Origin of the sequence: Bradyrhizobium septentrionale, assembly GCF_011516645.4 — a bacterium.
GTDB classification, from domain to species: domain Bacteria; phylum Pseudomonadota; class Alphaproteobacteria; order Rhizobiales; family Xanthobacteraceae; genus Bradyrhizobium; species Bradyrhizobium septentrionale.
The window spans coordinates 8,931,765-8,948,292 of record NZ_CP088285.1 but is presented as its reverse complement, the minus strand read 5'-3'; the positions used below and the strand labels follow the sequence as shown (position 1 = coordinate 8,948,292).

The window sequence follows — 16,528 nt, the reverse complement described above, 5'->3', positions numbered from 1 at the left end:
ATGACGGAAACCACACTGGCAACCCCCAACGCGCCGCCCGGAACGATACCCGGATGGCGAGGCATCGCCGCAGACTGGGCCTCGGACCAGCGTGCCTTCAAGCACGTGTCCTGGGGCAAGGCCATGATGTGGATCTTCCTCTTGAGCGACACCTTTATCTTCAGCTGCTTCCTGCTGTCGTACATGACGGCGCGGATGTCGACGACCGTGCCGTGGCCCAACCCAAGCGAAGTCTTCGCGCTCAATATCGCGGGCCAGCACGTCCCGCTGATCCTGATCGCCATCATGACGTTCATCCTGATCTCGAGTAGCGGGACGATGGCGATGGCCGTCAATTTCGGTTATCGCCGCGATCGCGTCAAAACGGCGGCCTTGATGCTGGCCACCGCGGCGTTCGGCGCAACCTTCGTCGGAATGCAGGCCTTCGAATGGACCAAGCTGATCATGGAGGGCGTGCGGCCATGGGGCAACCCGTGGGGCGCGGCGCAGTTTGGTTCATGCTTCTTCATGATCACCGGCTTCCACGGCACGCACGTGACGATCGGCGTGATCTTCCTGATCGCGATTGCGCGCAAGGTCTGGCGGGGAGATTTCGACGTCGAGCGGCGTGGCTTCTTCACGAGCCGGAAGGGGCATTACGAGATCGTCGAGATCACCGGCCTGTACTGGCACTTCGTCGATCTCGTGTGGGTGTTCATCTTTGCCTTTTTCTATCTCTGGTGAGGTGGTGCATGACAAACGCAGCGGTACATGTGGAAGGGCAGGCAACGCAACATGCGCTCCACACTTATGTGCATGACGCAGTCGCATCGGGAGCCACGCACGTCGAGGGCCAGCAGCACCCGATCAAGCTCTATCTCGTGGTCTGGGGATGGTTGTTCGTGCTCAGCACCTGCTCCTATCTCGTCGACTTCTTTGGCATCCATGGCCATCTCCGTTGGTCACTGATCCTGCTGTTCATGGTGCTGAAGGCCGGCCTGATCGTCGCTGTGTTCATGCACATGGCCTGGGAGCGGTTGGCGTTGGCCTACGCCATCCTGTTGCCGCCGGTGCTGGTGCTGGTTTTTGTCGCGATCATGGTGTTCGAATCCGACTACACGCATCTGCTTCGGGTCATGTTTTTCGCGTCGGCGAGCTAGAAGCAGGACGGTTGTGCTGCGAACAAGGCCTTCAACCGATGGCCTTTTGAGTATCGAACTGACGAGGAATCAATCTCGTGCAAATCAATCGTTCAATTCTTCGCCGGAGCTATGCCAACATCGGAGACTACGTCGCACTGACGAAACCGCGCGTCATGTCGCTGGTCGTCTTTACCGCACTGGTCGGTCTCATGGTCGCGCCAGGCGGCATCGATCCCGTCACCGGCGTCGCTGCTCTCGTCTGCATTGCTGCGGGAGCCGGCGCCGCAGCTGCGCTCAATATGTGGTACGACGCCGACATCGATGCGGTGATGGCGCGTACGGCCATCCGTCCAATTCCCAGCGGCCGTGTATCGCGCTCGGAAGCATTGGCCTTCGGATTGATGCTCGGCGCGTGCGCCGTCCTGGCCCTCGGCACTTTGCTGAACATGGCCGCTGCTGCGCTGCTTGCTTTCACAATTTTCTTTTACGTCGTCGTCTACACGATGTGGCTCAAACGCCGAACACCGCAAAACATCGTCATTGGCGGTGCCGCCGGTGCGCTCCCTCCGGTGATCGGCTGGGTTGCGGTCACCGGACAAGTTGGGCTCGAGCCGCTCATCCTGTTTCTGATCATCTTCCTGTGGACGCCACCGCACTTCTGGGCGCTGTCGCTTAATCTTGCCGGGGAATACGCCCGCGCCGGTGTGCCGATGTTGCCGGTCGTGGCCGGCAAGCCCGAAACAAAGCGCCAGATTCTTCTCTATAGCGTGCTTTTGGTTCCCATCTCACTGCTGCCTTGTGCACTGGGGTTCGCGGGAGCCATCTATGGCGCGGCCGCGGCGGTGCTGGGAGCGATCTTGATTGTTCTCGCATGGCAGGTACGTCGGAGCGACGACAAGGAATGGCGGCCAGCTCGTCGCCTGTTCGTGTTTTCGATGCTCTATCTGGTCCTGCTTTTTGGTGTGCTGCTGATGAATGCTGCACCCTACGCTCAGTCCCGCTGACGGGACGCACCCGAATCGACAGCCGCAGGGCTTTCTTCGTGCCGGGGACGTCCCGATACGCCATCGGGCGAGGTCAAGCTGGCGGAATCGTGAATTTGCAGGTTGCATTGATCCGTGCGACAAACGGGTATGCATGTGAGGCGGCTCGCCAATCTCTGGATTCTGCTGCTCGTCGCGGCCGGGCTGTTGCTCGCGCCCGTGGCGCCGGCATTTGCCCGGATGATGCCGGATGCGTCGGCCATCGCCATGCAGGCGATGTCCGGCCACAAGGCCATGTCGGACCAGGCAATGTCCGACCAAGCCATGTCGGGGCAGGCGATGGCGGACGACATGCCGTGCTGTCCGGACCAGACCAAGAGCAAGGGCTGCGACGACTGTCCGTTCCTTGCGCTCTGCATGCTGAGCGTCTCGCTGCCGCTTCCTGCCGGAGCCGTGTCGCTGATCGCACGCGAACCATCGCAAGGCGGATTCGTCGCGCGCGATGACCGCCTGCTTGACGGCCTCGGTGCCAAACCTCCCGATCATCCGCCTCGAACCCACGTCTGACGGGCGCGCAAGCGCCTGATCGCTGACGCGTGCGCCTGACGGCGCGCGTGTCGTCGCATGCCGCTCACGCGGTGCATCAGACGTATCGAGGATCATAACCATGAAGACTTTCCACCTGGCGTGCGCCGCTGCGGCCGCGCTGATCGGCGTTGCCCTGGCGGGTGCGCCCGCCCGCGCCGAGATCAAGAACTACGAATTCCAGCTCACCCAGCCGACGGTCAAGGCCGGGGCCGATCGCATCGTCACGGTGCGGCTGGTCGACAAGACCACCGGAAAAGCCGTTCCCGACGCGGTCATTTTCTCGACCCGGCTCGACATGGCGCCCGACGGCATGCAGGAGATGGCCACCACGGTGACGCCGATGCCGGGCACCGAACCCGGCACCTACCGGTTCAAGGCGACCTTCGGCATGGCCGGCCGCTGGCAATTGTCGCTCGGCGCCAAGGTGCAGGGCGAGACCGGCTCGGTCGAGAACAAGCTCGTCGTCACGGCCGAGCAATGAACCGCCTCGCGTGGGCCCTCACTTGGGCCGGCGCTGCTGCTGCGATTGCCGCAGCGGCAGGCGCCGGGTGGACCGGTCACGGCCTGCCGCCGCGGCCCGCGACCACCATCGTCTCCGCCGCGCAGGCGGCGGAGAGCGCTGCGCCGATCTATTACCGCGATCCCGACGGCAAGCCGTTTTACTCGGCGACGCCGAAAAAGACGACGGACGGGCGCGACTATCTGCCGGTTTTTCCGGATGCCGATGCGCAATCCGGCGCGCCCGAGCGGCCGGCGGACATCAAGGCCGCGGCCGCGAAGGGCGAGCGCAAGATAAAATATTATCGCAACCCGATGGGGCTTCCCGACACCTCGCCGGCGCCGAAGAAGGATTCCATGGGGATGGACTACATCCCCGTCTATGACGGCGACGACAGCGACGACGGCTCGATCACGCTGTCGCCCGGCAAGATCCAGCGCACCGGCGTCAAGTCCGAAGCGGCGGAGATGCGCCGCATCCGCACGCTGGTCCGCGCCCCCGGCACGATCCAGCTCGACGAACGGCGCGTCTCCGTGATCGCAATGCGTGCCGAGAGCTATGTGCAGAAGGTCGCCGACGTCACGACTGGCAGCCGGGTGACCAAGGGACAGAAGCTGATGGAGATCTACAGCCCGGCGGTGTCCTCGGCCGCCGCCGAATATGTTGCGACCATCGGCTCGAAAACGGCTGCGGGGATCGATCCATACGGGCGGGGCTCGCGGCAGCGGGTGATGAACCTCGACGTGCCCGAGGCCGTGATCGCCGAGATGGAGCAGAGCCGCACGGTCCCGATCGCAATTCCGTGGTCGTCGCCGCGGGACGGCATCGTGCTGCAACGTGCCGCGATCGAGGGCATGCGCGCCCAGCCCGGCGACGTGCTGTTCCGGATTGCCGACGTCTCAATGGTGTGGGCGCTGGTCGATGTCGCCGAGCGCGATCTCGGCAACATCGTGGTCGGCCAGAAGGTCACGGTGCGCGCGCGCAGCTATCCCGGCCGCGCGTTCGCCGGCCAGATCGCCATGATCTACCCGCAGGTCAACAAGGAGACGCGCACCGCGCGGGTGCGGATCGAATTGCCGAACGCCGATCTGGCGCTGCTGCCGGACATGTATGTCGACGCCGAGATCGATACCGGCAGCCCGGCGCCGGTGCTCACGGTGGCTGACAACTCCATCCTCGATACCGGAAGCCGCCAGACCGTGCTGCTCGACCGGGGCAACGGACGGTTCGAGCCGCGTGAGGTCAAGCTCGGCCGGCGCGGCGACGGTTATGTCGAAATTCGTGACGGGATCGCCGAGGGCGATGCGGTCGTCACGTCAGCGACATTCCTGATCGATGCCGAAAGCAATCTGAAGGCGGCGATCAAGGGCTTTGCCGGGGCCGGCGCTGCGCAGGCGGCGGGCGAGGGCGAGATGACGGGAGGCAAGCAATGATTGCTCGCGTCATCGCCTGGTCGGCGCGCAATCTGCTGCTGGTGCTGTTCGGCACCGGCTTCGCGGCGGCCGCGGGTCTTTACGCACTGCTCCATCTGCCGCTCGATGCGATCCCCGATCTCTCCGATACCCAGGTCATCGTCTACACCGAATATCCCGGCCAGGCGCCGCAGGTGATCGAGGATCAGGTCACCTATCCCCTGACCACGGCGATGCTGACGGTGCCGAAGTCGAAGGTCGTGCGCGGCTTCTCGTTCTTCGGCGTCTCCTTCGTCTATGTCATCTTCGAGGACGGCACCGACATCTACTGGGCGCGCTCGCGCGTGCTCGAATTCCTCAACGGTGCGGCGTCGCGGCTGCCGGCCGGCGTGTCGCCGACCATCGGCCCCGACGCGACCGGGGTCGGCTGGGTCTACCAATATGCCGTGATGTCGAAAGAGCTGAACCTCGCCGACGTCAGAACGATCCAGGACTGGAACCTGAAGTTCGCCCTTGCCAGGGCCGAGGGCGTGGCCGAGGTCGCGAGCGTCGGCGGCTTCGTCAAGCAGTACAATGTGATCCTCGATCCGCAGCGGATGCGCGATCGCGGCATCACCATGCAGCGGATGCGCGACGCGATCCGCGCCAGCAATGCCGATGTCGGCGGCCGCACCGTCGAGCTCTCCGAGTTCGAATATGTCATCCGCGGCAAGGGTTACCTGAAGGACATCAACGATCTCGGCAGCATCGTGCTGAAGACCGACAACGGCACGCCGGTGCTGCTGCGCGACGTCGCCCGCGTCGAGCTCGGCCCCGACGAGCGGCGCGGCATCGCCGAGCTGAACGGCGAGGGCGAGGTGGCGAGCGGCATCGTGCTGCAGCGGTTCGGCGTCAACGCGCTCGACGTCATCGAGAACGTCAAGAAGCGCTTCAAGGAGATCGCGACCAGCCTGCCGAAGTCGGTCGAGATCGTGCCGGTCTATGACCGCTCCAACCTGATCTATGCCGCGATCGCGACGCTGAAGCGCACGCTGCTCGAGGAGAGCATCGTGGTCGCGCTGGTCTGCTTCGTGTTCCTGCTGCATGTCCGCAGCGCGCTGGTGGCGATCCTGATGCTGCCGGTCGGCGTCCTGATGGCGTTCGGTGCGATGAAGCTGCTCGGGATCGGCTCCAACATCATGAGCCTCGGCGGCATCGCGATCGCGATCGGCGCCATGATCGATGCGGCGATCGTGATGATCGAGAACGCGCACAAGCACCTTGAGCGCGCCGAGCCCGGCCGGTCGCGGGTCGCGATCCTGATCGAGGCCGCGGCAGAAGTGGGACCGGCGCTGTTCTTCAGCCTGCTGATCATCACCGTATCCTTTATGCCGATCTTCACGCTGGAATCGCAGGAGGGGCGGCTGTTCTCACCGCTCGCTTTCACCAAGACGTTTGCGATGGCGGCGGCGGCGCTCTTGTCGGTCACGCTGGTGCCGGCGCTGATGGTGATCTTCGTCCGCGGCAGGATCGTTCCCGAGCACAAGAACCCGATCAACCGCTTCCTGATCTGGATCTACCGTCCCGTGATCAATGGCGTGTTGCGGGCCAAGACGCTGGTGATCGTGCTGGCGCTCGCAACACTCGCCGTCACGGTCTGGCCGGCGCGGCAGCTCGGCACCGAGTTCATGCCTGACCTCAACGAGGGTACGCTGCTCTATATGCCGACCACGCTGCCTGGTATCTCGGTGACCAAGGCGGCCGAACTGATGCAGACCCAGGACCGCATCATCCGCGGCTTTCCGGAAGTCGCCTCGGTCTACGGCAAGGCCGGCCGCGCCGCCACCGCAACCGACCCGGCGCCATCGGAGATGTTCGAGATCATCGTCAACCTCAAGCCGAAGGAGCAATGGCGCAAGGGCGTCACGCTCGACGGCCTGATCGCCGAGATGGACAAGGCGCTGCAATTCCCCGGCGTCTCCAACGCCTGGACAATGCCGATCAAGGCGCGGATCGACATGCTTTCGACCGGGATCCGGACGCCGGTCGGCGTCAAGGTGATCGGTCCCGATCTCGCTGTGATCGACAAGCTCGCCCGCCAGGTCGAGGGGGTCTTGAAGGGCGTGCCCGGCACCTCGTCGGCCTATGCCGAGCGCGGCCTCGGCGGCTATTACCTCGAGATCACGCCGAACCGCGAGGCATTGTCGCGCTACGGCATCGCCGTGCAGGACGTCCAGGACACGATCGCGACCGCGCTCGGCGGCCAGAGCGTGACCACAACGGTGGAGGGGCGCCAGCGCTTCACCGTCAACATGCGCTATCCGCGCGACCTGCGCGACAATCCGGCTGCGATCGCGAGCGACATTCTGGTGGCGATGCCGGCGGGCGGGGCGGTGCCGCTCGGCGAAGTCGCCGATATCAAGCCGGCGCGCGGGCCGACCACGATCAGGACCGAGAACGGGCAGCTCGCGACCTACATCTATGTCGATATCCGCGAGCGCGATCTCGGCAGCTATGTCGCCGACGCGCAGCGCGCGGTGCAGGCTGGTGTGCAGTTTCAGCCCGGGACCTATGTGATCTGGAGCGGGCAGTACGAATATCTCGAACGCGCCACCGCGCGGCTCAAGATCGTGGTGCCGGTGACGCTTTCGATCATCTTCCTGCTGCTCTACCTCAACTTCCGCTCGGTGGCGGAGACCATGATCGTGATGCTGTCGCTGCCGTTCGCGCTGGTCGGCGGGCTCTGGCTGATGTGGGCGCTCGGCTTCAACCTGTCGGTTGCGGTTGCGGTGGGCTTCATTGCGCTTGCCGGCGTCGCCGCCGAGACCGGCGTCGTGATGCTGATCTACCTCAACCATGCGCTGGCCGAGGTCACGGCGCGTCGCGCTGCCGAGGGACGCACGATCGGTCGCGACGATCTGCACCGTGCGATCATCGAGGGCGCGGTCGAGCGTGTTCGGCCGAAGATGATGACGGTGGTCGCGATCATGGCCGGGCTATTGCCGATCATGTGGAGCACCGGCACCGGCTCCGAGATCATGCAGCGCATCGCGGTGCCGATGATCGGCGGCATGATCTCGTCGACCCTGCTGACGCTGATCGTGATTCCCGCGATCTTCGCCATCGTGAAGGGTTTTGAGCTTGGAGCGAGGGGGTCGGCGGGATCGGAGACTGCTCCGTCCGCCGCGCGCCAGGGCGCAGGGTTATGACAGGACAGGGGCCTGTTTGCCGATGCAAATCAAACACAGAATGGAGAATCCCGTGAATCACCTCACCAGGATCGGCATCGCGCTCATTGCGCTGTCAATCACCGCGGCGCCGTCGCGCGGTCATGAAAAACACGGTCATCAATCCTATTCGGCCGGCGAGCCCGGCGATCCGAGCAAGCCGTCGCGCACGGTCGAGGTCGAGATGAAGGAGATGGAGTTCACGCCGTTCCGCATCGAGGTCAAGCGCGGCGAGCAGATCCGCTTCGTGATCAAGAATGCCGGCACCGAGGATCATGAATTCCTGCTCGCGGCCACCGAGGAGAATTTGAAGCATGCTGAGGTGATGAAGAAGCATCCGCATATGGAGCATGACGATCCGAACGGCGTCCGCCTCGCGCCGAAGAAGAGCGCGGAGATCGTCTGGAAGTTCACCGAGGCTGGAACCTTCGAATATTCGTGCCTGATCCCCGATCACCGCGACTACGGTATGACCGGCCGCGTCATCGTGAAATGAAACCAGCGACGAGAGAACAGACAGCAATGATGAACAGGATGATCCGGATCGCAGGCGCCACCACGCTCGCGCTGGCGCTCTCATTTGGCTGGGCATGGAGCGCGGCCTTCGCGCAGGGCGCCGACATCAACGGCGAGGTCAAGAAGATCGACGAGGGGGCGGGCAGGATCACGCTCAAGCATGGTCCTGCCAAGAGCCTCGGCATGGATGAGCCGATGACGATGGTCTACCGGGTCAAGGATTCCGCGCTGCTGAAGCAGGTCAAGGTCGGCGACAAGGTCAAGTTCGAAGCCCAGGAGGGCGACGGCGGCTACACCGTCACCGCGATCCAGAAGGCGAAGTGAGGCGAGGGCCCGCTTCAGTTCCTGAGCTGATGCGCGGATTGGCCCTGTTCCACGCGGACAGGGTTGAATCCGTGGCATCGGCGGTCCTATCCTGTTCGCCGAAGGGAAGATCGATGAGCGATTGCTGCGAGCAGAAAACCTCCGAATGCTGTGCGCCACCGCCGCTGACGCTGCCGAACAAGGCTGGCCGGGCGCCCGCAGTGGCCGACGCATGCTGCTCGGGCGGCGTGCCGGTCTTTGACGGCCTCAACCCGCGCTACAAGCGCATTCTCTGGACCGTCATTGGCATCAACGGCGCGATGTTCCTGACCGAGATGGTCGCAGGTCAATTGGCCGGCTCGCAGGCGCTCAAGGCGGATGCGCTCGACTTCCTCGCCGATACGGTCACCTACGGACTGAGCCTTGCGGTGATCGGCGCCAGCTTGCGGACGCGTGCCTCCGCGGCGCTGCTGAAGGGCGTGTCGCTGAGCCTGATGGCGTTGTGGGTGTTCGGCTCGACCGTCTATCAGACGTTCGTGCTCGGCGTGCCGAAAGCCGAGGTGATGGGCGCAATCGGTGCGTTGGCACTCGCCGCCAATGTTGGGTCGGTTCTGCTGCTGCTGCCGTACAAGGACGGCGACGCCAATGTCCGCTCGGTCTGGCTCTGCTCGCGCAACGACGCGATCGGAAACCTCATCGTGATGGTGGCGGCCCTCGGCGTCTGGGGAACGGCCACGCCATGGCCGGATCTCGCGGTTGCCGCCGTGATGGCGGCAATATTCCTGACCTCGTCGGTGCAGATCCTGCGACAGGCCTGGGCCGAGTATCGCGAGGGGGCGTTGCGCGGCGCGACGGCGGCGCGCGGTTGATCGAGCCGCGAATGCCTGTGCTGCCTGCCATTGGCCGCGACAGGGTACAGAATTCGCCTCGCATTTACCTTAAATGAGGGCGCCGGGGGAACGTCCGGGGCAGCCGCGAAGGCCCCCTCCATGACAGTCAACGCGGCAATACTGATGGCGGCCTTGGTGCTATCGGGAACCGTGTTGGCACAGAGCTCCGGCCCTTCGACGGGCTCGGCGGGGGCTGGCCAAGCGGCCAATTTGACCACCATCGGCCAGGCGCTGAACAGCAACACGAAGACCGGCGACAGCAGCCCGCCGATCGAGAGGGCGGCGCGTCCGGCGAAGCCGGACGCCGGCACTGCCGGCGACACGGTGGGTTCGAGCCGCCCGCCAAAGCCCGACCGACGCCTCGAGCACTATCCGTAATCCCTTGATCCGTAATCCCTGGGGATGTCGCCGGGCCCGAGCCGGTCTGGACGGCGCCGGTCATGATACCGTCATACCGCGTCGGTTAGCGAAGGCGTTTGGTTGAAACGCGGCGGGTGGGAATGGCGAAGGCGAACCGGGCACGGTTCCTGGGAATGGATCGAGACATCGCCGGCGTCCTGCTCGTGCTGGCCATTGCGCAAGTGTTCGGGTGGGGGACCCTCGGCCTGCCGGCCATCGTCGGCCACCGGATGGCGGCCGACCTTGAGATCGCCCTTTCCACGGTGTTTGCGGGGACATCGACCTTCTACGTGACCATGGGCCTGTGCGGCCCACTGCTGGCGAAGCCGTTCCGGCGCTTTGGCGCGCGGCGCGTCATGATGACCGGCAGCGTGATCGCCGCGCTCGGCTTCGTGGTGCTGGCCTGCGCGCGCGAGCCGGTGCTGTATTTCATCGCCTGGACCATCCTCGGTGCCGCCGGCAGCGCGGCACTGAGCACCGCCGCCTACATCATGCTGAACGAGGTGGCCGGGCGGAACGCGAAAGGCGCGATCGGCGCGCTGATGCTGGTCACCGGGCTCTCCAGCAGCATCTTCTGGCCCACGACAGCGTTTCTCGCGGAGGCCTTGGGCTGGCGCGGGACCTGTCTGGCCTATGCCGCGGCGATGGCTCTCGTTTGCCTGCCGCTCTACAGCTTCGGGCTGCCGCGCCGGGCGGTCGGCGAGGCGGCATCCGCATCGCCATCGGACCGGTCCGGTGCGCCGCCGCCGGCCGGCAGGAGCACGTTTTTTCTGGTGGTCGCGGCGATCGGGCTCAACGCCTTCGTCAGTTTCGGCTTCAGCGCGGTGCTGGTCGAGCTTCTGAAGGCGCAGGGGCTGCCGCCGGCCGAGGCGGTCGCGTTCGGCTCGACGCTCGGCGTCGTGCAGGTCTCGGCGCGCGCGATCGACTTCCTCGGCGGCGGTCGCTGGGACGGCATCACGACCGGGCTGGTTGCCGGCACGTTGCTGCCGGTCGCGATGCTGATCCTGATCGTCGGTCACGGCACTTACTGGGCGATCGCGGCCTTCATCCTGATCTACGGCCTCGGCAGCGGCGCGCTTGCGGTCGCGCGCGCGACCATCCCGCTGGTGTTCTACGACAAGAGCGAATTCGCCAAGGCGACCTCGCATATCGCGCTGCCGCTGAACCTGATCTCGGCGGCGTCGCCGCCGCTGCTGGCCTGGCTGCTGACGCGGTCCGGCAGCAATGCCGTGCTGGAGCTCGCGCTCGCCTGCTCGATCGGAGCACTTGTGATGCTCGCCATTCTCGGCCGCCGCCGGCGCGAGGTCGGGATCGCCGCGACGTCGTAAGGTTTCGAAGGTCCGTTGGCTCTGCCCATCCTACCGCAGCACACGATCCTTCGTCGCGGGCACGCTTCTTGCTTGACATTGGTTGTGATGCGGCAGCGCGCACGCTCACGACATGACCCAGGGCATTCACATGACCCAGCAGGTGATCGGCTTTGTCGGCTTCGGCGAGGCGGCGCAGTGCTTCGCGACGCATCTCGCAGCCAAGGGGCGCGTGAAGGGTGGTTCCGCGCCGCTGGTGTTTTGCGACGGCAAGACCAACCGTCCGCCATATTCGGAAGCGTTCCGGAGCATGGCGTCCGATTGCGGGGTCGAACTGGTCGACAGCCTGCCCGCGCTGATGGCGCGCGCCGACATCGTGTTCTCCGCGGTCGTGGTCGCGACCGCCGTGCCGGTCGGGCAAGCCATCGCGAGCCTGGTTCGGCCTGACATGCTGGTGGTCGACGTCAACGCCTCCACGCCCAAGGCCAAGCGGCTGGTCGGCGATGCCGTCGCGGCGCACGGCGGTGCCTTCGTCGATGCCAATTTGATGGGCGCGGTCAGCATCTACGGCGCGGCGGTGCCGCTGTACTGTTCGGGCGATGGTGCCGCGCGCTTCGCCGAATTGTTTGCGCCGCTCGGTTTCACCATCGAGCAGGCCGGCCCGGAGGCGGGCACGGCAGCCGCGGTGAAGATGCTGCGCAGCGTGGTGACCAAGGGCATGGAGGCGTTGATCGTCGAGGCGCTGACGGCAGCCTCGCTCGCGGGCGTGCGCAGCGAAGCGCTGCGCGGCATCTGCGAGCCGATGGATGCGACGCGCTACAGCAAGTTCGTCGACATGTGCGTGCGCACCGACGTGCTGCATGCCGAGCGCCGCGCGGTCGAGATGGACGGCATCGCGGAGGGACTGCGGGAGATCGGCCTGCAACCGATCATGACGGAAGCCACCGCCGCGCGGCTCTGGACATCGGCGAGACTCGGCCTGCGCGATGATTTCGCGGCACGCCAGGCCTACAGCGCCGACGACGTGCTCGATGCCTATGCCGCAAGGGCGGCCGATCTGCCGCGTCGGTAATCGGTAGTCGGTAGGCTGGGTAGAACCAACGGGTCCGCGCAAAGCGCGGCCCGATGATAAACTCCGCGAAACCCATCATCGACACCGCCGATGCGAGCGATGGGTTTCGCTTCCGCCTTCGCTCTTCGAGCTACGGCGGACAAGTCGCTCTATCCATCCTACGGAGCAGCAAAAAGCCGGCGCGGTCCTCGTGATCGCGCCGGCTTGATGTCAGGACGATCGGCCGCTCAGTAAACCAGGCCGGTGCCCGGCGGCTTTTCCAGCGCGGCGGCGAGCGAGCGATATTCGTCGCTGTTGGTGCCGGCGAGCTGGGCGATGCGGTTCAGGTGATATTGCGCTTGATCGCGGTTGCCCTGTTCGACCTGCCAGAGGCCGTAATACTGCCAAGTGCGCACATGCGCCGGGTCGGCCTTGAGCGCGCGCTCGTACCAGACCTGCGAGACCTTGTAGTCGCCGAGCTTGCGATAGGAGTAGCCGATCAGATTGGCGACGTCGGCACGGTCGTCCTGGCCGAGCGCCTTCAGCTGCTCGATCGCGGCGGTATAGTCGTGCTGGTCATAGATCGTGGTGTAGGCGGTGCGATAGCCGGCGAGGAACTTCTGATCGTCGATCGCGGAGCTCTTGTCCTTCTTGGCCTTCTTGCCCTTGCTGGCGCTGCTGTCGGAGGCCGGCGGTGAAGGATTGTCGCTGCCTGCGGCGTAGGCCGTGATGACCGGCCCGGCGGCGAGTGTCATCGAGAGCACTGCGAGGCCCAAAAACTTCCAACGAAACTGCGGCGTCTTGCTCATTCCTGGTTGCTCCTGATCGTTCCTGATCGTGCTCGGTAATCTTACACCGAAGCCTGCTGACTTGAACACCCAGGGCTGCGGAACATTCCCGGCCGTTTCAACGATTACGTGATCTCGCGCCGGCACGGGCAACATGACAAAGAAGTCATTCACATGAATGAATTCCGTCAGCGCTCTTCAGAACAGGTTCAGTGCGCGGCCCATAAGGTCACGTGCATTGATCGGTGAGGCCGACCATCCGGCCGGAGACCTCTCGATCCCGAACAGGAGGACCACCATGTTCAAGACGATTTCCGCCGCGCTGCTCGCCATCTCCGTGATCGCAGCGCCCGCGCTCGCCGCCGAAACCGGCAAGGTCGCAACGCCCGCGCCGGTCACCAAGACCGCTCCCGTGATCAAGAGCGAGCAGCTGCCGGCGAAGGTGCGCAACGCCAACGCCAAGATGGGCCGCCATCACCAGAAGCACTATCGCCATCATCGCCACCACAAGCATATGGGCATGCTGAAGGTGAAGGCGCCGAAGCACGCCTCCAAGCATGTCCGGGCGAAGGTCGCGATCAAGCACGTCGCGCCGGCCAAGCGCGGCTGAATCTGATCCGAGGGGCGTAGTTCGATCCACATTGCCCCGCTGCGCCCTTGGGATGTCAGCCCGGCCCGTCCGTCCATTGCTTCCCCAATGGCCGGCGGGCCGGAGTGCGTTTGCGTTTCAGTTGAGCCCGACACTACCAAGATAGTTTTCGAGCGCGCCGATCTCGCGCGAGGCGACGATCGCACCGACGTAGCCGTCAGGGCGCACCAGCACCCAGTCGCCGGCGTCCAGATGGTAGGCTTTGCGCAGTTCGCCGGTCTCGTCGACGATGTCGCCGCGCGGGCCGATCGTGTGAATGTGCAGGCGAGGGCGGGGCGCAACCGCGTCACGCGCCACTTCGTTGCCGAGCAAGGTCCAATGCTGTCCGTTGAAGAGCTGGAACAGCCGTGCCGGCTGGCCGGCGGCGCCGCGGATCGGCGCATCGGGGGCGCGGTCTCCCGCCAGCAGGCCACGCTCACGTTCCGGCATCTCCAGCGCGAGCGACGACCCGGCATAGCCGAGATCGAGCTGCTGCACCTCGCGGCCGCGCCGCATGTCGCCGCGTTTGCCGGCCTCGAGCAGTTTGGTGGATAGGCCGAGCATGCAAGCGGCGATCGGGCGGCGCTCCTCTTCATAGCTGTCGAGCAGAGCAGCGGGCGCACCCGCGATCACCGCGGCGAGTTTCCAGCCGAGATTGTAGGAATCCTGCACGCTGGTGTTGAGGCCCTGGCCGCCGGTCGGCGGATGGGTGTGGGCGGCGTCGCCGACCAGGAACACGCGGCCCGTGCGATAGCTGTCGGCGAGCCTCGCGTTCATGCTGTAGGCCGAGGCCCACGACACCGCGTGAACGCGAATGTCGTCGCGCCCGGTGCGCACGGCGATCATTTTGGCAAGTCCGGCGGCCGACAGATCAACGTCACCTTCCGGCGGGATCGGAGCCTGCAATTGGAACAGGTCGGTGCCCGCGAGCGGACAGAGCGATATCTGGCGCTCCATCGAGCCGTCGTTGAAGCGGTGCCATGCATCGCGTTCGAGCCCTGTCAGTTCGAAATCGGCGACGACGGCACGAACGCCCAGCGTCTTGCCGGGAAAGCCGATCTGAAGCGCGTGCCGCACGAAGCTGCGGCCGCCGTCGGCGCCAACCAGATAGCGCGCCCGGATCGTCTCCTCGGTGCCATCCTGCGCAAGCCTGGCGGTGACGCCGTCGCCATTCTGCGCAATGCCGACGAGTTCGCAGCCATGCTCGACCTGATGGCCGAGTTCGGCCAGCCGCTCGCGCATCAGGCCTTCGGTGAGAAATTGCGGGAGCATCAGTGGGGTGCGGTACGGCTCGGCCGGCGTTGGCTCCTGACGTTCGATGAAGTCGGACTCGACGAAAGTACCGTCGGCGCGGTGTTCGCGCTGCGGCGGATAGGGGCCGCCCGCCGCGACGATGCGGTCGACGATGCCTAGGTCCTCAAAAATCTCCAATGTCCGGGGCTGGATGCCCTTGCCCCGCGAGCCCTGGAACGGGGCCTCCATCCGGTCGATCAGACGAAAAGGAATGCCGCGCCGCGCGAGCTCGATCGCCAGCGTGAGCCCGGCGGCGCCTGCGCCGCTGATCAGCACGTCGGCTGAAAATTCTTCTGTCATGGCCATCTCCATATGTGTAATTTGCACATAATTGGAGACCCGTGATGCCGTCAAGAAGAAGCGTGCAAAATACACACAATCGTGAAACGATCCGGGCGCTGCACGAGTCGCTGATCGACATCATGCGCGTGCTGAACCGGCCCCAAGGCGACGAGCGCATGGTGCGGGAGGCGGGCATCCCGCTGGAGCGAGCGCTGTTTCCGCTGCTGGTCATCATCGAGCGGCGTGGCCCGATCGGCGTGGTCGATCTCGCTGACGGGGTCGGGCGCGACCACACCACCGTGAGCCGGCAGATCGCGAAGCTCGAGAGCCTTGGCCTGGTCGGGCGGCAGGCCGGCGCTGCCGATCGCCGCGTCCGCGAAGTCATCGTGACGCCCAAGGGCAAGGCGATGACGGATGCCGTAGACGCCGCTCGTGAGCGATTTGGCGAGATTATCTTCAAGGAATGGAGTGAGCGCGACGTCCAGGAATTGGTCCGTCTGATGCGCAAATTCGCCGACAGCATCAGCGGTGCCGCGTTGGACGATCCGGCGCCGCACCTCCAGTCAACGGACGAGCGACGCGGGCAGGGATAACCCAGTTGCGAATTCCCTTCCGCCGCCCAGCAGTTTATGAGACGCGACCGGGGACCCATGAGACAGCGACGTTTGCGGACTTCATCAAAACTGGCGGCGATCCTGCTGCTCTCGATTCCGCTCGCCGGCTGCCTCACCAGCGATGACAGCGGCGGCGGGCCGACGACCTTCACCGATGATCGCGGCGTGGCCAACCAGCCGTTTCCGGACCGGTACCGCGACCAGATCCTGGCCTTCATGCGGACCTATCTGAACAATCCGGTCGGGGTGCGCGAGGCGGCGATCGCCGATCCGGCGCAGCGCACGGTCGGCGGCCGGCTGCGCTATGTGGTGTGCCTGCGCTACAGCGCGAAGGAAACCGACGGCAATTACCGGCCGGCGCGCGAGCGTGGGGTGCTGTTCGTCGACGGCCGGCTCGACCGCATCCTGGATAATTCCGCCGAGCCTTGCGCCGGCGCGTCCTACGCGCCATTTCCAGATTTGGAAAAGATGTCGCGCTGACCGCGGCGGCCCGTCGCGGCAGGCCTGACCGGATCGTTAGCAAACCCCGATCACTTTTCGGGGAGCGCTGAACCTCAGCTTAGGCATTTGCGACATCCATACAGCCGAAATGCGGCTGCTTAACCGGTGAAAAAACCTTCTGTGCCAAGGAACAAACGGGCGTTGTTG

General features: G+C 65.2%; 18 protein-coding genes. 16 read left to right on the top strand and 2 right to left on the bottom strand.

Translation table 11 applies throughout. The annotated features are described in order from the left end of the window. From HAP48_RS45045 to HAP48_RS44985, 13 genes are all read left to right on the top strand, one after another. Complete coding sequence (locus tag HAP48_RS45045) at positions 1-723, top strand: heme-copper oxidase subunit III family protein (protein ID WP_166206440.1); 723 nt, start codon at positions 1-3, stop codon at positions 721-723. Between the two features lie 8 nt (positions 724-731). Then, entirely contained in the window at positions 732-1,139 is a 408-nt protein-coding gene (locus tag HAP48_RS45040; protein ID WP_166206437.1) for a cytochrome C oxidase subunit IV family protein, read from the top strand. A gap of 77 nt (positions 1,140-1,216) precedes the next feature. Beyond that, positions 1,217-2,125 (top strand): heme o synthase, encoded by a 909-nt coding sequence (locus HAP48_RS45035; protein ID WP_166206434.1) that lies wholly within the window; start codon positions 1,217-1,219, stop codon positions 2,123-2,125. 129 nt (positions 2,126-2,254) lie between these two features. Next, the gene (locus tag HAP48_RS45030) at positions 2,255-2,671 is read left to right on the top strand and encodes a hypothetical protein (RefSeq protein ID WP_166206431.1); all 417 of its coding nucleotides are present in this window, start codon (positions 2,255-2,257) and stop codon (positions 2,669-2,671) included. Positions 2,672-2,771: 100 nt separating this feature from the next. Continuing rightward, complete coding sequence (locus tag HAP48_RS45025; protein WP_166206428.1) at positions 2,772-3,173, top strand: FixH family protein; 402 nt, start codon at positions 2,772-2,774, stop codon at positions 3,171-3,173. Beyond that, complete coding sequence (locus HAP48_RS45020) at positions 3,170-4,624, top strand: efflux RND transporter periplasmic adaptor subunit (RefSeq protein ID WP_166206425.1); 1,455 nt, start codon at positions 3,170-3,172, stop codon at positions 4,622-4,624. The genes HAP48_RS45025 and HAP48_RS45020 overlap by 4 nt, the downstream gene beginning before the upstream one ends. Further along, complete coding sequence (locus HAP48_RS45015; RefSeq protein ID WP_166206422.1) at positions 4,621-7,791, top strand: efflux RND transporter permease subunit; 3,171 nt, start codon at positions 4,621-4,623, stop codon at positions 7,789-7,791. The genes HAP48_RS45020 and HAP48_RS45015 overlap by 4 nt, the downstream gene beginning before the upstream one ends. A gap of 40 nt (positions 7,792-7,831) precedes the next feature. Continuing rightward, complete coding sequence (locus HAP48_RS45010; protein WP_166206419.1) at positions 7,832-8,305, top strand: cupredoxin domain-containing protein; 474 nt, start codon at positions 7,832-7,834, stop codon at positions 8,303-8,305. Between the two features lie 29 nt (positions 8,306-8,334). Next, entirely contained in the window at positions 8,335-8,649 is a 315-nt protein-coding gene (locus HAP48_RS45005) for a copper-binding protein (protein ID WP_166206416.1), read from the top strand. 113 nt (positions 8,650-8,762) lie between these two features. Next, positions 8,763-9,497: a cation efflux transmembrane domain-containing protein gene (locus tag HAP48_RS45000; RefSeq protein ID WP_166206413.1), complete on the top strand. Its 735-nt coding sequence runs from the start codon at positions 8,763-8,765 to the stop codon at positions 9,495-9,497. A 120-nt stretch (positions 9,498-9,617) separates the two neighbouring features. After that, complete coding sequence (locus tag HAP48_RS44995; protein ID WP_166206410.1) at positions 9,618-9,896, top strand: hypothetical protein; 279 nt, start codon at positions 9,618-9,620, stop codon at positions 9,894-9,896. A gap of 155 nt (positions 9,897-10,051) precedes the next feature. Then, positions 10,052-11,245, top strand: a complete 1,194-nt coding sequence (locus HAP48_RS44990; RefSeq protein WP_224496845.1) for an MFS transporter — start codon at positions 10,052-10,054, stop codon at positions 11,243-11,245. A 112-nt stretch (positions 11,246-11,357) separates the two neighbouring features. Further along, positions 11,358-12,296, top strand: coding sequence for an NAD(P)-dependent oxidoreductase (locus HAP48_RS44985; protein ID WP_224496844.1), 939 nt, complete (start codon positions 11,358-11,360; stop codon positions 12,294-12,296). Between the two features lie 227 nt (positions 12,297-12,523). Here HAP48_RS44985 and HAP48_RS44980 read toward each other — a convergent pair whose 3' ends face one another. Further along, positions 12,524-13,084, bottom strand: coding sequence for a tetratricopeptide repeat protein (locus HAP48_RS44980; RefSeq protein ID WP_166206402.1), 561 nt, complete (start codon positions 13,082-13,084; stop codon positions 12,524-12,526). Between the two features lie 277 nt (positions 13,085-13,361). Here HAP48_RS44980 and HAP48_RS44975 point away from each other — a divergent pair, with 277 nt between their 5' ends. After that, positions 13,362-13,673: a His-rich protein BRANT gene (locus tag HAP48_RS44975; protein WP_166206399.1), complete on the top strand. Its 312-nt coding sequence runs from the start codon at positions 13,362-13,364 to the stop codon at positions 13,671-13,673. A 117-nt stretch (positions 13,674-13,790) separates the two neighbouring features. Here HAP48_RS44975 and HAP48_RS44970 read toward each other — a convergent pair whose 3' ends face one another. Further along, positions 13,791-15,284 (bottom strand): FAD-dependent oxidoreductase, encoded by a 1,494-nt coding sequence (locus HAP48_RS44970; protein ID WP_166206396.1) that lies wholly within the window; start codon positions 15,282-15,284, stop codon positions 13,791-13,793. A 44-nt stretch (positions 15,285-15,328) separates the two neighbouring features. On the opposite strand from HAP48_RS44970, the gene HAP48_RS44965 reads away from it, so the two are divergent. Together HAP48_RS44965 and HAP48_RS44960 are read left to right on the top strand one after the other, a co-directional pair. Next, the gene (locus tag HAP48_RS44965; protein ID WP_166206393.1) at positions 15,329-15,859 is read left to right on the top strand and encodes a MarR family winged helix-turn-helix transcriptional regulator; all 531 of its coding nucleotides are present in this window, start codon (positions 15,329-15,331) and stop codon (positions 15,857-15,859) included. 57 nt (positions 15,860-15,916) lie between these two features. Further along, entirely contained in the window at positions 15,917-16,360 is a 444-nt protein-coding gene (locus tag HAP48_RS44960; protein WP_224496843.1) for a hypothetical protein, read from the top strand. Positions 16,361-16,528: the final 168 nt, after the last annotated feature.